Raw genomic sequence first — 16870 nt, forward strand, 5'->3', positions numbered from 1 at the left:
GAAATAAATATGTTTACAGACTTGGAAGGTAAAGTTGTCGTTATTACAGGAGCCTCAACCGGATTGGGACGAGCAATGAGCAATCGTTTCGGAGAAGAAAAGGCTAAGGTTGTTGTGAACTATCGCAGCAATAAGGAAGAAGCCGATACAGTCGTAGAAGAAGTGAAGAAAGCCGGTGGAGATGCCATTGCTGTAAAAGGTGATGTGACTGTGGAAGCTGATGTGATCAACCTCATCGAAACAGCCGTTAAAGAATTCGGCACACTTGATGTCATGATCAATAATGCAGGCATTGAAAATGCGGTGGAATCTCATAAGATGCCGCTTGAAGATTGGAACAGAGTTATCGACACGAACTTGACAGGCGCCTTCCTCGGCAGCCGCGAAGCTATCAAATACTTTGTAGAGCATGACATCAAAGGCGCTGTTATCAATATGTCCAGCGTTCACGAACAGATTCCATGGCCATTGTTCGTTCACTATGCAGCTAGTAAAGGCGGAATCAAGCTGATGACTCAAACATTGGCAATGGAGTATGCACCAAAAGGAATTCGTGTGAATAATATCGGACCTGGTGCTATCAATACGCCGATCAACGCTGAGAAATTTGCCGATCCGAAACAGCGTGCAGATGTTGAAAGTATGATTCCAATGGGTTACATCGGAAAACCTGAAGAAATCGCCAATGTGGCAGCATGGTTGGCTTCTTCACAGGCGAGTTATGTAACAGGGATTACCCTGTTTGCGGATGGCGGTATGACACTGTATCCTTCATTCCAAGCGGGACGCGGTTGATTTAGTAGTTAAAACAGTATTGGCCAGTAAAAGTACGGGATTACCGGACTCTTGCTGGCCAACTTTTTCTCACAATATGGTCATTAAGAAAATCTAATATAAAGAAAAACCGCTCAAGGAAACAAATTCCTGAGCGGTTTTCTTTATAGGTTTTATATAAGCCCTTAATCCCGGGCTATGATTGAATGTCCAGTCCACCAACGATATATGTATGGTGGAGACGGCGGGAGTCGAACCCGCGTCCAGAGACATCGCCACTAAGGCTTCTACGCGTGTAGTCGGCATATTGTATTTCGCACATGCCACAGCCTGCCAACGGGCTGAACAGCATGGCTAGCCTGATTTAATTCAGCAGCCATCCTCAGGCGGGGGATGGTTGCAATAGCCCGCTTAATTTGAGACCCTTCAATCCGGAACACGGGCGATTCCGGGAAGGATCCTCTAGATTAGCTTACGCTGCAGCTAGAGAGTAGTTGTTTTCTTTGCCAGTTATATTTAGGCGAGTAACGTTTTACGAGTCGTAACCTCGACGCGCCACCAAAGCTCGAACCGCCCCTGTCGAATCCGTAACGTCCCCATTATAAAAATGAAGCGAACGGAGAAGGCATTGTGCTTGGGTGCCTTTCCTATGTTCCTATTATAGCATATCTAGATGAAATTGCAACTCAGGCGTCTATCTGTTGAAATCCTTCATCGCACGGTCAATATCGCGCTTCATTTGCTTCTGTTTCAGGTCATCACGCTTGTCGTATTTCTTCTTACCTTTACCAAGTCCAATAAGAACTTTTGCAAAGCCATTCTTAATGTACATTTTCAACGGTACAAGTGCATAACCTTGCTGCTGTGTGAGTCCAATCAATTTGTCTATTTCTTTACGATGAAGCAGCAGCTTGCGTGAACGTGTTGGGTCGTGGTTGAAACGATTACCCTGTTCATAAGGTGAAATATGCAAATTAATTAGCTGAACTTCGCCACGGCGATCGATTCTGGCATGGGCATCCTTCATGTTCACCCGTCCATTTCGGACCGACTTGATCTCGGTACCGTTCAATACAATGCCGGCTTCATATGTTTCTTCTATAAAATAATCATGCGATGCCTTCTTGTTCTGGGCAATCGCTTTGCCAAGTCCTTTTGGCATATCTGTTTCCCCCTTCATATAGCGTACTCCATCATAACAGATATATACTATTTTCAGCGAGCAAAAAGCAAAGGTGCAGACAATATTCAGCTGCACCTTTGCTTGCTCACTGACAATCGTTAATTGCGGCCTTTCTTACTAGGCTTCTTCGCTTTCGGTTTGCCCTTTTTATTGCCGCCCTGCTTCTTTTTCAAACCTTGTTTGCCGCTCTGCTTATTATTAGGATTTCCTTTTCCTTGAATGGGCTTACGCGGTTTGTTTGCCTTAACAGTTCCAGCAAGTTCGAAATCAATCGTATGTTCATCCAGATTGACTCCGATCACTTTTACTTTAACCTCGTCACCGATACGATGCATCTTCGCTGTTCGCTCACCGATCAAGGCCATGGAACGCTCATCATAATGATAGTAATCATCAGTCAGATAGCTAACATGAACAAGTCCTTCAACAGTATTCTCAAGCTCGACGAACATTCCGAAGTTTGTAATCGAGCTGATTACACCGACAAATTCATCGCCGATCTTGTCTTTCATGAATTCCGCTTTCTTCAGGTCAATTGTTTCCCGTTCCGCGTCCACAGCGCCACGCTCACGCTCGGATGAATGGCGGGTAATTTCAGGGAGTCGCAACTTCCAATGCTTAATATCTTCTGCTCCCAGCTTCTTATCGAACAAGTAGGAACGGATAAGTCTGTGCACCATTAAATCCGGATAACGGCGGATTGGAGAAGTGAAGTGCGTGTAGAATTGTGTTGCCAGACCGAAGTGGCCAATCCCTTCTACATCATAGCGCGCCTGCTTCATAGAGCGTAGCATTAGCTTGGAGATAATCATTTCTTCAGGCTTATTCTGTACTTCTTCCAAAACCGTCTGTAGGCTTTGCGGGTGAATTTCATTTGCTGTTCCTTTGACAGAATATCCAAGTGTACCAAGGAATTCAAAGAATTTTTCCAGCTTCCCTGCGTCTGGATCTTCGTGAATTCTATGGACAAACGGTACATCCAGCCAATGGAAATGCTCAGCAATTGTTTCGTTCGCACAAAGCATGAACTCTTCAATGAGACGCTCACCTACAGAACGTTCACGAATGATGACATCGTCTGCCTTTCCATTCTCATCAACGAGTACTTTTGCTTCTTTGAAGTCGAAATCGATCGCCCCACGTCCCATTCGTTTCTTTCTGAGAATTGACGCAAGCCCCTCCATATTCTCAAACATTGGAACTAACGGTTCATATTTCGAACGCAATTCCTCATCCTGGTCGACGAGTATTTTGTTAACATCAGAGTATGTCATGCGTTCCGTCGTCTTAATAACGCCTGGGAAAATTTCATGATCAACGACTTTTCCTGTTGAATCAATTTCCATATCACAGCCTATGACGAGACGGTTCACTTTCGGATTAAGGGAACAGATTCCGTTAGAAAGACGGTGTGGAATCATTGGAATTACCCTGTCTACGAGATAAACACTCGTTCCGCGCTCCAATGCTTCTTCGTCAATTGCGGACCCTTCCTTGACATAATGAGTTACATCCGCAATATAGACACCAAGACGGTAGTTACCGTTCTCCAATTTTGTTACAGTAACGGCATCATCAAGGTCTTTCGCATCGGCACCATCAATTGTGACAATCTGTCTGTCACGCAAATCACGGCGGCCCTCTATATCTTTTTCTGGCACTTCATCCGGGACACCAGCAGCTTCCTGCAAAACCTCATCCGGGAAGTCAATCTTGATGCCATTCTTATAAATGATGGAGATAATGTCGATGCCGGGATCATTGCGATGGCCAAGGATATGAACAATTTCTCCCTCGGCACTTTTCTTCCCTTCTGGATACTGCGTAATATGGCAGATAACCTTATGTCCGGAAACCGCTCCGTGCATGGCACTCTTCGGAACAAAGATATCATTTGGTATCCGCTTGTCATCCGCAATGACAAAACCGAATGCCCCATTGTCCTCAAATGTTCCTACGACATCATGCAAGCCTCGCTCAAGAATTCGGATAACAGTTCCTTCTGGACGGTTCCCTTGAGCGTCGTATTTGTCAATTCGAACGAGCACTCTGTCTGAGTTCATCGCTGAATTCAAATCGGTGAAATGAATATATACATCCTGTGCGTCTTCCTCATCAGGAATGAGGAATGCAAAACCTTTGGAATGCATTTGTATGCGGCCACGGACGAGATTCATTTTCTCCGGCAATCCAAAACGATCCTTGCGTGTTCGTACAAGTTCTCCATCTTCTTCCAACGCATTCAAAGAGATGACAAGCTCTCGGAAATCGTCTGCATCCTCAATCTCCAGAGCAGTTTCCAGTTCTCCAACAGATAGTGGACGTGTCACATTTTCATTAAAATAAGTCCTGAGTCGGTCTTTCATTGATTCACTCATATAAACACCTTCCTTCATACATGCTTTGACTATCTATTATTTTCCCATTGCAGACTTTCAAGAAACTGGTGAATATCTTCGTGCAGCTTTTCGCGTTCCGGGCCCAGCGTAATGACGTGGCCTGATTGTTCATACCATTTCAGTTCCTTTTCATCCGACTGAATATGGTCATATATATATTGTGCACTTTTTGTATTAATCATTTTGTCCTGCCTCGCCTGAACGACTAAAGCAGGGGCATAGACGGAATCTGTCTCTTCGCGCACTTGTTCCACAAATGTCCCGAGCTCTTGAAAAACAGGACGGGAATGCGCCATAAGTTCTGTGATTTCCGAATCGACTTGCTCACTTTTTTTGCCTTCAAGTTCTTTATATGTTTTCGCATAGTGTTTGAACCCGGCTGTCAGCTGCTCTTCATTATCAAAGAACATCGGAGCACACATCGGAATGACCCCTTTGACCTTATGTGAATATGCGAGTTTTATCGCCAGTACCCCACCAAGTGAAAGACCGGCTACTGCAATTTCTTCATATCCAAGTTCATGCAAATGCTCATATGCTTTTACAACATCTTCCCACCAGTCAGCTGCTGTTGCTTCCACAATCTCTTCAGCTGCGCCGCCATGGCCCCGGTATATCGGTGCATGACTTGTGTATCCTTGCTTTTCCAAATAGCGCCCAAGCATACGCACATCAGCTGAATGCCCGGTAAAGCCATGCAAAAGTAGAACCGCACGTGGGCCTGCTTCAAATGTAAATGGTTCTGGGTGTTTTATTTTCATCAAGCTGCATCTCCTTCTCCATTTCTCCCACTTCTACTTTACCCTTTTTAGGCGCATGATACTAATAAGAGCCACTGTTTAAGTGGTTAAAATTGGTTCACAATCATTGGAAGCCATATTGATTAATCCGGTTCAATCTTATATTGTGCCGTAAAAGACGAAAAATCCCCGACCATCTTGAATGATCGGGGAAAATCTCTTCTATTGAAGTACATAACCGCTCAAAAATGCGAGTACAAACAACAATACGCCAGTAACGATTGTACCGCGATGAAGCACATAATCCAGTCCACGTGCTTTCTGCTTGCCGAAAAGCTGTTCGGCTCCTCCAGAAATTGCACCCCCAAGACCTTCACTCTTGCTTGACTGAAGAACAACAAATACAATCAGGACAATCGCATCAATGATGAGCAATATATTTACAACATTCAACATGCAAATTCTACCTCCCAATAAACGAACAAATCTGCTATTTTCTACTTTAGCACAAGCATGGCTCGACCGGCAAGGATGAATATGGGGAAAAGATGCCAATTCGAAGTCTGCTGTCATAAAAAAGGCTGTGCCGTTCATACATAGTTAAATACTGCAAACAACGGAAGGTGAAGTCATGAAACAATCACTTTGGATTCAGAACGAAGAAGGCATGGGACTTCATGCTGTCTCCTGGATTCCTGATGGACAAGACATCAAGGCCATTGTACAAATCTCCCATGGTTTGGCAGAGCATATCGAACGGTATGAGCCTTTTGCTCAATTTCTTAATGATCACGGATTCCTCGTGTTCGGCCACGACCATCGCGGTCACGGAAAGACAGGACGCAAGCAGAACAAGCCTGGATACTTTGCTCCTGAACAAGGCTTTAACAAATTGGCGGAAGATCTCGTTCACGTAAGTCTTTGCATCAAAGATGAGCATCGTGGCATTCCAATCATTTTGCTTGGCCACAGCATGGGTTCCTTCATAGTAAAAAAAGCCTTGCAGGAAAACAGCCATTTGTACTCCGGTGCAATTATTTGTGGTACAGGAAATGAAAATAGGCTGACGACAACGTTGGGCAAAGCACTTGCTGCGGGACTTCCACCAGAAAAGTCCTCGCCGCTCCTGAACAAGCTTGTTTTCGGAAGTTACAATAAAAAAATCATCCAACCGCGGACGAATTTTGACTGGCTTTCATGTGATGTGAACGAGGTTGACCGGTATATTGAAGATCCGTTTTGCGGATTTATCCCGACGGCCAGACTATTTTACGATTTGCTGGACGGCCTGCAAATCGTTGGTAACTGGAGAAAAAATACTAACATCCGAAAACATTTCCCACTGTTATTCATGAGCGGCCATGATGACCCAGTCGGCAAATTTGGAAAAAGTGTATGGCAGGCAACAGAGCATTATCGCAAGGCAGGACTGGAAGACATAACAGTTCTTTTATTTGAAGACATGCGCCATGAAATCCTGAATGAAATCAATCGAGATGAAGTCTGGAAAACAATCTTGAATTGGATTATGGAATCATATAATTAGAGCATGTGAATCATGTATGCTCTAGTCCATCTTGGCAAACCGAGGGATTTCTTTTCCTTCTACGATTACATTTTCAAAAAACATATCATACGGCCGTGCAAAGATGCGCTGTTCATGATTTTTGTAAATAACGAGCTGCTCCTCTGTCTCACTATGTGTCGCAGTGAACAAATACTCATATATTCCACCCTTGTAGTGCTTGTAAAAAGTCATAAAAAAATTCCTCTCATGAAAACAACCCTGCCCATGAAAAGGGTCAGGGTTGCATGTAAAATTACTTTTTCAAATTGTAGAAAGCACTTTCTCCAGCATATGTTCCAAATCCGTTCAATTCATCTTCAATGCGAAGAAGCTGATTGTACTTGGCAACGCGATCTGTGCGTGAAGGTGCACCAGTTTTAATCTGACCTGCGTTTGTCGCTACAGCGATATCTGCAATTGTTGCGTCTTCAGATTCACCTGAACGATGCGAGATAACAGCTGTATAGCCAGCACGAGCAGCCATTTCAATCGCAGCGAACGTTTCAGTCAATGTACCGATCTGATTCACTTTAACTAGGATAGAGTTGCCGACTCCCTGCTCAATCCCTTGAGCGAGCTTCTTCGTATTCGTTACGAACAAGTCATCACCGACAAGCTGAACACGGTTGCCAATACGATCTGTAAGCAATTTATGGCCTTCCCAGTCATTTTCATCCAAGCCATCTTCAATAGAGATAATTGGATACTTGTCGACCATCTGCTCATACCAATCAACCATTTCTTCAGACGTACGAACAACGCCTTCGCCTTTCAGGTTGTACTTGCCGTCTTCATACATTTCAGATGAAGCAACATCCATTGCAAGCTTCACTTCTTCACCTGGCTTATAACCAGCCTTTTCAATTGCTTCAACAATTGTTTGAAGTGCTTCTTCGTTAGACTGAAGGTTCGGTGCGAAGCCGCCTTCATCACCTACAGCAGTATTGTAGCCGCGGTCTTGAAGTACTTTCTTCAAAGAGTGGAAAATTTCCACACCTGTACGGAGTGCTTCCTTGAATGTAGGAGCTGCAACCGGCATGATCATGAATTCCTGAATATCAACGTTGTTATCAGCGTGCTCGCCACCGTTTAGAATGTTCATCATCGGTGTAGGAAGTACATGAGCGTTGAAACCGCCAAGATATTTATACAATGGCATATCAAGGTAGTCTGCCGCTGCATGTGCTGCTGCCATTGATACACCAAGAATCGCATTGGCACCGAGTTTGCCTTTATTATCAGTTCCGTCCAATTCAATCATGATCTGATCAATGATGTTCTGGCTTGTTACATCGACGCCAAGAAGAGCTGGAGCAATAATTTCATTAACGTTCTTTACTGCTCTCTCAACACCTTTTCCAAGGTAACGTGACTTATCGCCGTCACGCAGTTCAACTGCTTCATATTCACCAGTTGATGCACCGCTCGGTACGATAGCAGATCCGAATGCTCCAGATTCTGTTCCAACTTCTACTTCGACAGTTGGGTTCCCGCGTGAATCAAGTACTTCTCTAGCATAAATTTCAGTAATAAATGGCATATGTTTTATTCCTCTCTATTGTTTGATTAGTGTTTTTCCTGTCATTTCTTCCGGTTTTTCCAACCCTAAAAGATGGAGCAATGTCGGTGCAAGGTCAGCAAGAATACCGCCGGAGCGCAGATCAATTCCATTCTTTGTAACGATTACAGGAACTGGATTTGTCGTATGAGCTGTCATTGGCTTGCCTTCTATCGTAACAACTTCATCGGAATTGCCGTGATCTGCAGTAATAATTGCTGTACCTCCAAGAGAGATAATCTTGTCCACAATCTTGCCAAGGCATTCATCTACTGTCTCAATTGCCTTCACTGTCGGCTCAAGAAGACCGGAATGGCCGACCATATCAGGATTGGCGAAGTTCAGAATTACTGCATTCAGATCATCTCTATCAAGTTCCTCAAGCAGCGCATCTGTCACTTCATAGGCACTCATTTCCGGCTTCAAGTCATATGTAGCTACTTTTGGTGAGTTGATCAGAATCCGCTTTTCACCAGGGAATTCATCTTCCCGTCCGCCACTCATAAAGAATGTGACATGCGGATATTTTTCTGTCTCTGCAATCCGGAGCTGTTTCATTCCATTAACAGAGATCACTTCACCTACAGTATTATTCAAATTGATCGGTTCAAAGCCTGTTTCTCCATGAATCATGTCACTGTATGGGAGCATCATGACGAAATTCAAGTTTGCCGGCTTTGATGGACCTCGGTCAAACTCATTAAAATCTTCATTGCCAAAAGCAAGTGAAAGCTGAATCGCACGGTCTGGACGGAAGTTGAAGAATATAGCAGAATCCCCGGTTTCAATGTTACCAATCGGATTCTCCTCACTATTTACCATTACCGTTGGCTTTACGAATTCATCTGTGATGCCAGATGCATAGCTTGCTTCGACAGCTGCTTCAGCAGACTGGAACTTTTCTCCAGCACCAGCAGTCATTGCATCATAGGCAAGCTTTACCCGTTCCCATCTTTTATCACGGTCCATTGCGTAATAACGGCCGGTAATGCTTGCGAAAGAACCGACTCCGATTTCTTTCATCTTTTCTTCAGCTTCTTGAATATATCCGAGGGCTGTCTTAGGGCCGACATCCCGGCCATCCAGGAATCCGTGTACATACACACGATCAAGTCCTTCTTTTTTAGCCAACTTCAGCAGAGCATACAGATGACGAATATGGCTGTGGACCCCACCATCGGAAAGCAGACCGAACAAATGAAGTGCTTTGCCCGTATCCCGAGCCTGACGAACAGCTTTTAAGAAAGCCGGCTTTTCAAAGATATCACCATTCTCAATTGCCAGATTGATCCGTGTCAGACTTTGATAAACAATTCGGCCAGCACCAATGTTCAAATGACCAACTTCGGAATTGCCCATCTGCCCCTCCGGCAGACCGACAGCATTCCCGCATGCAGTCAATGTCTCATGCGGGAATTCAGTCCAGTAGCGGTCAAAGTTCGGCTTATGTGCCTGTTCGACGGCATTGCCTTCCGTTTCATCACGAAATGCGAACCCATCAATGATGATGAGAGCGGCAAGTTTCCGATCCGTCATTTGGTGCCCTCCTCAAGCAGTTTCACAAAGGAATCTGCTTCAAGGCTCGCACCACCGACAAGGGCACCATCGATATCACTTTTTGCAAGCAAATCCCCTATATTATCAGGCTTCACACTACCGCCATACTGAATAATGACTTGATCTGCAATCTCCTGATTAGACAGTTCAGCAATGGTCTTGCGAATATGTTTGCAAACATCATTCGCCTCTTCATCTGTTGCTGTCTTGCCTGTTCCAATAGCCCAGATTGGTTCATAAGCAATGATTGTTTTGGAAATCTGCTCATCTGAAAGACCTGAGAGCGCATTTTCAACTTGCTGTCTAATATGGCTTTCCATAACTCCTGATTCGCGCTGTTCAAGTGATTCACCAACGCAGATGATCGGAAGGATATTATGAGCAAAAGCTGCATGAGTTTTCTTGTTCACTGAGTCATCTGTTTCTCCAAACATTTCACGACGCTCAGAGTGTCCGATAACACAATGGCTTACACCAATATCAGCAAGCATTCCTGGACTCACTTCACCAGTGAATGCACCTTTTTCTTCGAAGTGCATATTCTGGGCAGCGATTCTGATATCAGTTCCTTTTGCCTTTTCAACGAGCAGTGGAAGGAATAGATACGGTGCACAAACAATCGTTTCTGTCTTCATTGCAGATGGGACAGAGGATTTAATATCATCTATAAATTGGCCGGCGCTATTAAGCAATTTGTGCATTTTCCAATTGCCGGCAATTACTGTTTTCCTCATGAAAGCTGTGCCCCCTGATCCTTGTCATCAAGTGCAGCGACACCTGGAAGTGTCTTTCCTTCCATGAATTCCAATGATGCTCCCCCACCAGTTGAAACGTGATCCATCTTTTCTGCAACACCGAACTTCTCAACAGCTGCAGCCGAATCTCCGCCACCGATTACAGAATAACCTGCTGTTTTTGCCAGTGCATCGGCAACTGTTTTCGTTCCAGCTGAGAAAGGCTCCATTTCAAATACACCCATCGGTCCGTTCCAGACAACCAGCTTGGAATCAGCAATCAGCTCACTGTACGTCTTGCGTGTCTTCGGCCCGATATCAAGTGCCTGCCAGCCCTCAGGAATTTCAGATACAGGTACAACTTTTGTCTCTGCATCTTCAGAAAATTCATTAGCAATGACGACGTCGACTGGGATTTCGAAACGAACGCCTTTCTCTTTCGCTAGCTCAATGAATCTTTTCGCTGTATCGACTTTATCAGCCTCTAGAAGCGAGTCTCCTACATCATGACCTTCCGCTTTGATGAAAGTATTGGCAAGTCCTCCGCCGATTAGCAATGTGTCAACCTTATCAAGCAAATTGTCGATGACATCAATCTTGTCCTTTACTTTGGCGCCGCCAATAATCGCTGTAAACGGACGTTCAGGATTTTCAAGAGCTTTCCCGAGAACTTCAATTTCCTTTTCCATGAGCAGACCTGCTGCGCTCGGCAGTTTTTCTGCTACACCTGCTGTTGAAGCGTGAGCACGGTGAGCCGTTCCGAATGCATCGTTTACATAGAGGTCAGCCATTTTTGCGAATGCTTCTGCAAGCTCAGGCGCATTCTTTTCTTCGCCGGCTTCAAAGCGTACATTCTCAATTAAGAGGACATCACCATCTGAAAGGCCTTTGATCGCTTCATCCACTTCAGAACCATAAACCGAATCTGTCTTGATAACATCACGCTCTAGCAAATCACTTAATCTAGCCGCAACTGGATCAAGACGCAATGTTTCATCAATTTTTCCTTTAGGGCGTCCAAGATGAGTCACAAGAATGACACGCGCTCCCTGATCGGAAAGATGTCTGATTGTCGGCAAGGCTGCTTTGATACGTGTGTCGTCAGTAATTTCCCCTTCATCCATCGGCACATTGAAGTCCACACGGCAAAACACGTTCTTGCCAGCCACATCAAGATCGTTCAGCGTTTTTTTATTCATATGTTTCATATCCTCCAATATTTGCATTTATCTTCATTATGTATACGCAATCCGGCTTTTTTGCACCGTCTGCTTTTCCTTTATTATATAAGAGTTTACTCTAAAGGACTACTATATTGTAGCATTATCATTAAAAGTGACATACTATTTTCTACCCGATTAAAGGGGGAAATATCCCCTTGCCTTAATAGAAAAAGCCAGCAACTGCAAAATACTCCAGTTGCCGGCCTTTATCATCTGCCATACGAGCAGTTTAATCTTCTATGAACTTAATCGCTTGTTCAATTGTTCAAAACTAATCTGCTCTCCATACATCTCTTCACGATCAATGACGATAACAGGAATCATCAATCCATAATTGAGCTGCCACTCATCTCTCGTTTCGATATCGTGCTCTATTATATTCACATCGAACAGCTCCAGGAGGGCCCTCGCCTCATCGCAAAGTGGGCATTGTTTTCTCGTATACAGTAAAACTTCCTTCATCGTAGCGGCTTCCTCCTCATAATTATCTATTTTCATTTTCCGAGAAGGAATCATTTTCGTCAATGTGTCACATTTTAAAATCACTAATTGATTCCTGAAGTTGCTGTGCCATTTCCGAAAGCATATTGGACACTGTTGTTATCTCTTCCACTGACGCACTCTGCTCCTGAGCAGCTGCGGCAATTTGCTGTGTATAATCTGCTGCTACGTCCGTCGTATGCTCTGATTCTTCAATTAGGCTTTCCATTTCTTTTGTTTCTTTGGACATTTCAAGAACAGCCCCGGAAACTTCCTCCACCTGATCAGAAACATGACGCACAGCCTGCACGATATCCCTGAATGCATCACCAGCTTCGTTTACGAGCTTCAGTCCCTCATCAACAGATGACTCTCCTTCATGCATCGCGACGACCGACTTATCAATGTCGACTTGAATCGCTTCAATCAGACTGCTGATTTGCTGTGCGGCGTCAGCGGACTGCTCTGCAAGTTTGCGAACTTCATTGGCAACGACAGCAAAACCTTTCCCCTGCTCACCTGCACGTGCTGCCTCAATCGATGCATTAAGTGCAAGCAAATTCGTCTGTTCGGCGACACTTGTAATCATTGAAACAATTTTACCAATTTCCTTTGATTTGCTGCCAAGCCCGTTTACAATGCCCGAAAGCCCGGCAGTATGTTCCTGGACAGTCGTCATATGATCAACAGTTGCCGTAATAATCTCGTTACCATTTTCTGCCCCATCTGCTGTTTGACGTGAGGCGAGACTGACATCCTCCACAATCATGACAATATCATTTATATGAGTTGAGATATTCTTGGCTGCATTGCTGGACGAACTGGAACGGTTCACTTGTCCCTCTGCGCTGCTTGCAATTTCCTGTACCGATTCTGCAACATGTTGAACCAGCTTGGCAGTCTCTTCACTACTTGCTGATAATTGTTCTGATGTACCTGCAACCTGATGGGAAGCTTCCGATACACTCAGTATCATCGTCTTTAAATTTCCAGCCATTTCATTGAAGTAACGGGACAATTCGCCTACCTCATCATTCGATTTGATAGAGACCTCTTCAGTTTTCAAATCCCCTTTCGCCAGCTTTTCGACCTGCTTTGTAATAACTAAAATCGGATTGGCAATCTTTCCGGCAAACCAGAAAATGAATATAATTCCGATAGTCAGGGCTGACAGAAGTACAATCAATGTCGTTGTTAGAACTTTTGTTGCTTCACTGTTGAATTCCTTCATATAAGAACCTGATGTGATAATCCATCCCCAGTTCTTTTCTTTATCTGCATAAACAATCTTCGGAGCTATTTCTTTGCCCCCAGGCATTTCAAATTCAAATTCTATAAAACCACCGCCGCTATTCGCTCTCTTGATAATCTCCTGAGTAGAATATACGCCATCGGGAGTTTGGCTATCAATGAGGCTTTCTCCTTCTTTCATTGGATGGGCAACAGCGACCCCCTGATCATCAAGTGCGAAAAAGTAGCCATTCTCTCCCATATCCACTTTTGAATCAATGGAACGTTTGCCATCTCCCTGTTTCTTCCCAATGAGCATTACTCTAGCCCTTTCCTGAGCTTCCTCAAGTGTCAGCTTACCTGCTTTAACTTCCTCATTTAGCACAGTAATTAATTTCTCCGCAAGGATTACATTATTCTTAAGACCTTTCGTACCTTGTTCATCAAGACCTTTCTTCGCACCCGTATATCCAAAGTAGCCGATAATCATAGTTGGAAGCGCTAACAAAATCAATGAGATTAAAACCAGCTTTTTACGTATTGTCCACTTCATTGTCAAACATGCCCCCCTTCCTTTTCCATTTTATCGGATCTTTGAACTATATATGTAGCAGTTTAGTTAATTTATTTAGTGAAATTTTCCAAACTTGTTTTTCTCATCCTTTTCATGCCTGTCTCACTAATTTAAGACGATTATCGTCATTTTCTGAAACAGTAAATGCGTAATTTCGCACACGGCGCTTTATAATAAAAATGATAGTGTAAAAAAGGAGACGACTTTCATGGAGAAAAAGATGGAATACGGCATCTATACGCTCGGAGATCTCGTTGCCGATCCGCACAGTGGAAAAATTGTATCGCCCGCTGTCCGCATTAAGGAAATCATTCATCAGGCAATTCTTGCTGAGAAAGGCGGATTGGATATTTTTGGAGTAGGCGAACATCACCGACTTGACTACGCAGTTTCTGCGCCTGCCCTTGTTCTCGCCAGCATTGCTCAGGCAACCGAAAAAATTAGATTGACAAGTGCCGCCACAGTTCTTAGTACGACTGACCCGGTTCGATTGTTTGAAGACTTCTCCACTCTCGACCTTCTTAGCGGCGGACGGGCGGAAATCATGTGTGGACGCGGCGCTTTCGCTGAGTCTTTTTCTCTGTTCGGCTATGAATTGGAAGAAAACGATGCTTTGTTTAAAGAAAAAATGGCACTGCTTTTAAAGCTAAATGAAGAAAAGATCATTTCCTGGCACGGGCGCTTCCGTCCCGAACTGCAGCAAGCGGAAATTTCTCCGCGTCCATTACAGGAACAGCTGCCGATATGGATTGGTGTCGGCGGTTCTCCGGAAAGTGCGGCATTTGCCGGGAAGAGCGGGGCCAATATGGCTATGGCAATTTTGAAAGGTGATGCCTTGCGATTCAAGCCGCTTGCTGATGCATATTGGGAAGCTGCACGCAATGCTGGACAACCGATCGATCAGCTTTCCCTAGGTGTCACAGGGCATGCTTTCATTGCTCAAACAACAAAAGAAGCAAAGGAGCAATTCTATCTTTATTACAAGAATTATCGCAGCTATGTGCATCGACAGCGTGGAGAAGACTTTCAATTAACTTGGGAGGAGTTCGAGGAGTTAACAGCACCTGATACATCCCTATTTGTAGGCAGCCCTGAGAGTGTAGCTCAGAAAATTGCCAATCAGTATCAATTATTCGGCCATAACCGGTTCATTGCGCAAATGGATATTGGCGGACTGCCCGCCGCACTCGTTGAGCAAAGTATCCGCCTTTTTGCCGAAGTGACAGTACCGCTTGCTAACGAGCTAATTAATAACGTAAAATAAACCACTTACGTTCACATAACTGTCATACCGGTTGCAGATAATAGATGCTATAGTAAAATTTGTAGAAGATTTTAATAAGTGGGTGAGAGGAGTTATTTATTTGAAAATATATAAAATCATTCCGCTCCTTGCCATTCTGTTACTTGCTGCTTGTGGCCAGTCCAAAATTGAGACGAATATGTCTGTGGACGTTAAAAGCTTCGAATATAGGAATCAGGATGGTAATAAATTCGGACTTAAAGATTTAAAAGGTAACTGGTGGGTTGCCGATTTCATCTTTACAAACTGTACTACCGTTTGCCTGCCAATGACTTCAAATATGAAACAGCTTCAGAACAGAGCAGCAAAAGAAAATGTCGATGTCCAACTTGTATCTTTCAGTATTGATCCGGATCGCGACAAACCAGATGTGCTGAAGAAATATGCAAAAAGCTATAATGCTGATACGAAGAACTGGAATTTCCTAACAGGTTATGATTTCAATACAATTAAAGAGCTTTCCGTACTCTCTTTCAAAAGTCTAGCCGAGAAACCACCGGAGGGAACCGATACAGACCAGTTCACACACGGGACGAGCTTCTTCCTCGTTAATCCTGACGGCAAAGTAATTAAGAGATACGACGGAAGTGACAATAAATCAATTGATGCCATCGTGGATGACTTAAAGAAAGTTCAATAAAAGGAGGATACTCATTTGAAAAAAAGTCTATTTATTATTGGAACAGTGATCCTTGTACTCTTCCTTTCAGCATGTGGGGAAAAGGACAAAGCGAAGGACACTTCATCAAAAGAGCCGAACACGCTCGATCCGCTAGAAGTTGCTCTGAATGTGCCCGAAACTGGCGAAAAGAACAAGCCCATTGAACTAAAAGCAACAGTTAAACAAAAGAAAGAGCTAGTAGACGATGCTTCTGAGGTTCAATTCGAAATATGGAAAGACGGCGCCAAAGAAGACTCCGAAATAATTGATGCTGCAAATAAAAAAGACGGTAAATATACTGCTAATTACACTTTCAAAGAAGATGCCGTCTATACTGTCCAGGTACATGTAACGGCACGTCAGCAACACCAGATGCCAACAAAGAAAATTGCGATCGACAGTTCTGAAACTACGAGGAATGAGCATGAGGGACACAGCCACGGCGATGAGCACCATGCCTCTGATCTCAGTTTTCATTTTATAAAGCCGGAAAAAATCAGCAAAAATACAGATACTGAATTGGCCGTTCATTTGGAGAAGGACGGAAAACCACTTACAGAAGCAAATGTCCGTTATGAAATTTCCAAAGATGATGTTAAAAAACATGCATGGGTAGCTACGCAGGAAATTAAGACCGGTCAATATAAAGCTACATATGCTTTTAAAAATGCCGGCAAGTATACAGTACAAATTCACGTTGAAAATGATAAAGGTTTGCATGAACATGAGCACTATACTTTGACAGTTGAATAACGCGAGAACCAAATCCCGGTTGCACTGTGCAATCGGGATTTTTTATGTCGAAAATTATTAACTCGTTCGACATTCTATTAAGTTCGTGTCGAATATACTCGTTCATCTTTCGACATGTTCACTTGCTAGATTCG

Annotated in this window: 16 protein-coding genes and 1 other RNA gene; 5 read left to right on the plus strand and 12 right to left on the minus strand. The window is 43.8% G+C overall.

All coding sequences use genetic code 11. The features are described 5' to 3' along the window. The first annotated feature begins 9 nt into the window (after nt 1-9). Entirely contained in the window at nt 10-795 is a 786-nt protein-coding gene (gene gdh, locus QR721_RS09810) for a glucose 1-dehydrogenase (protein WP_348026442.1), read from the plus strand. A 212-nt stretch (nt 796-1007) separates the two neighbouring features. Here gdh and ssrA read toward each other — a convergent pair. The 5 genes from ssrA to secG all read right to left on the minus strand — a co-directional run bounded on the left by ssrA (nt 1008) and on the right by secG (nt 5552). Next, nucleotides 1008-1372: a transfer-messenger RNA gene (gene ssrA, locus QR721_RS09815) on the minus strand. Between the two features lie 96 nt (nt 1373-1468). Further along, on the minus strand, nt 1469-1936 hold the full coding sequence (smpB, locus tag QR721_RS09820) for an SsrA-binding protein SmpB (protein WP_348026444.1): 468 nt from the start codon (nt 1934-1936) through the stop codon (nt 1469-1471). Between the two features lie 119 nt (nt 1937-2055). Then, nucleotides 2056-4335, minus strand: coding sequence for a ribonuclease R (gene rnr, locus QR721_RS09825; RefSeq protein ID WP_348026447.1), 2280 nt, complete (start codon nt 4333-4335; stop codon nt 2056-2058). A gap of 29 nt (nt 4336-4364) precedes the next feature. Continuing rightward, the gene (locus QR721_RS09830; protein WP_348026449.1) at nt 4365-5117 is read right to left on the minus strand and encodes an alpha/beta hydrolase; all 753 of its coding nucleotides are present in this window, start codon (nt 5115-5117) and stop codon (nt 4365-4367) included. 201 nt (nt 5118-5318) lie between these two features. After that, nucleotides 5319-5552, minus strand: a complete 234-nt coding sequence (secG, locus tag QR721_RS09835) for a preprotein translocase subunit SecG (protein WP_348026451.1) — start codon at nt 5550-5552, stop codon at nt 5319-5321. A gap of 175 nt (nt 5553-5727) precedes the next feature. On the opposite strand from secG, the gene QR721_RS09840 reads away from it, so the two are divergent. Continuing rightward, entirely contained in the window at nt 5728-6642 is a 915-nt protein-coding gene (locus QR721_RS09840; protein WP_348026453.1) for an alpha/beta hydrolase, read from the plus strand. A 21-nt stretch (nt 6643-6663) separates the two neighbouring features. Here the strand turns inward: QR721_RS09840 and QR721_RS09845 are convergent, their stop codons facing one another. From QR721_RS09845 to QR721_RS09875, 7 genes are all read right to left on the minus strand, one after another. Then, nucleotides 6664-6855 carry a DUF1653 domain-containing protein gene (locus QR721_RS09845; protein ID WP_348026455.1) on the minus strand — a complete coding sequence of 64 codons (192 nt, stop codon included), beginning with the start codon at nt 6853-6855 and terminating at the stop codon, nt 6664-6666. 61 nt (nt 6856-6916) lie between these two features. Next, nucleotides 6917-8203, minus strand: a complete 1287-nt coding sequence (eno, locus tag QR721_RS09850) for a phosphopyruvate hydratase (RefSeq protein WP_348026457.1) — start codon at nt 8201-8203, stop codon at nt 6917-6919. Nucleotides 8204-8218: 15 nt separating this feature from the next. Next, nucleotides 8219-9757, minus strand: coding sequence for a 2,3-bisphosphoglycerate-independent phosphoglycerate mutase (gene gpmI / locus QR721_RS09855; protein ID WP_348026459.1), 1539 nt, complete (start codon nt 9755-9757; stop codon nt 8219-8221). Then, nucleotides 9754-10512: a triose-phosphate isomerase gene (gene tpiA, locus QR721_RS09860; protein WP_348026461.1), complete on the minus strand. Its 759-nt coding sequence runs from the start codon at nt 10510-10512 to the stop codon at nt 9754-9756. The genes gpmI and tpiA overlap by 4 nt, the downstream gene beginning before the upstream one ends. Beyond that, nucleotides 10509-11711 carry a phosphoglycerate kinase gene (locus QR721_RS09865; protein WP_348026463.1) on the minus strand — a complete coding sequence of 401 codons (1203 nt, stop codon included), beginning with the start codon at nt 11709-11711 and terminating at the stop codon, nt 10509-10511. The genes tpiA and QR721_RS09865 overlap by 4 nt, the downstream gene beginning before the upstream one ends. A gap of 261 nt (nt 11712-11972) precedes the next feature. Continuing rightward, a complete protein-coding gene (locus QR721_RS09870) occupies nt 11973-12197 on the minus strand; it encodes a glutaredoxin family protein (protein ID WP_348026465.1) in 225 nt (74 codons plus the stop codon). 67 nt (nt 12198-12264) lie between these two features. Next, on the minus strand, nt 12265-13998 hold the full coding sequence (locus tag QR721_RS09875) for a methyl-accepting chemotaxis protein (RefSeq protein WP_348026467.1): 1734 nt from the start codon (nt 13996-13998) through the stop codon (nt 12265-12267). A gap of 229 nt (nt 13999-14227) precedes the next feature. Between QR721_RS09875 and QR721_RS09880 the strand changes: the two genes are divergently transcribed. The 3 genes from QR721_RS09880 (at nt 14228) to QR721_RS09890 (ending at nt 16736) form a co-directional block, all read left to right on the plus strand. After that, nucleotides 14228-15283 (plus strand): LLM class flavin-dependent oxidoreductase, encoded by a 1056-nt coding sequence (locus QR721_RS09880; RefSeq protein WP_348026469.1) that lies wholly within the window; start codon nt 14228-14230, stop codon nt 15281-15283. Between the two features lie 100 nt (nt 15284-15383). Continuing rightward, nucleotides 15384-15962: an SCO family protein gene (locus tag QR721_RS09885; RefSeq protein ID WP_348026471.1), complete on the plus strand. Its 579-nt coding sequence runs from the start codon at nt 15384-15386 to the stop codon at nt 15960-15962. A gap of 15 nt (nt 15963-15977) precedes the next feature. Further along, nucleotides 15978-16736, plus strand: a complete 759-nt coding sequence (locus QR721_RS09890; protein ID WP_348026473.1) for a FixH family protein — start codon at nt 15978-15980, stop codon at nt 16734-16736. Nucleotides 16737-16870: the final 134 nt, after the last annotated feature.

It is taken from the genome of Aciduricibacillus chroicocephali (genome assembly GCF_030762805.1).
Classification (GTDB): Bacteria; Bacillota; Bacilli; order Bacillales; family Amphibacillaceae; genus Aciduricibacillus; species Aciduricibacillus chroicocephali.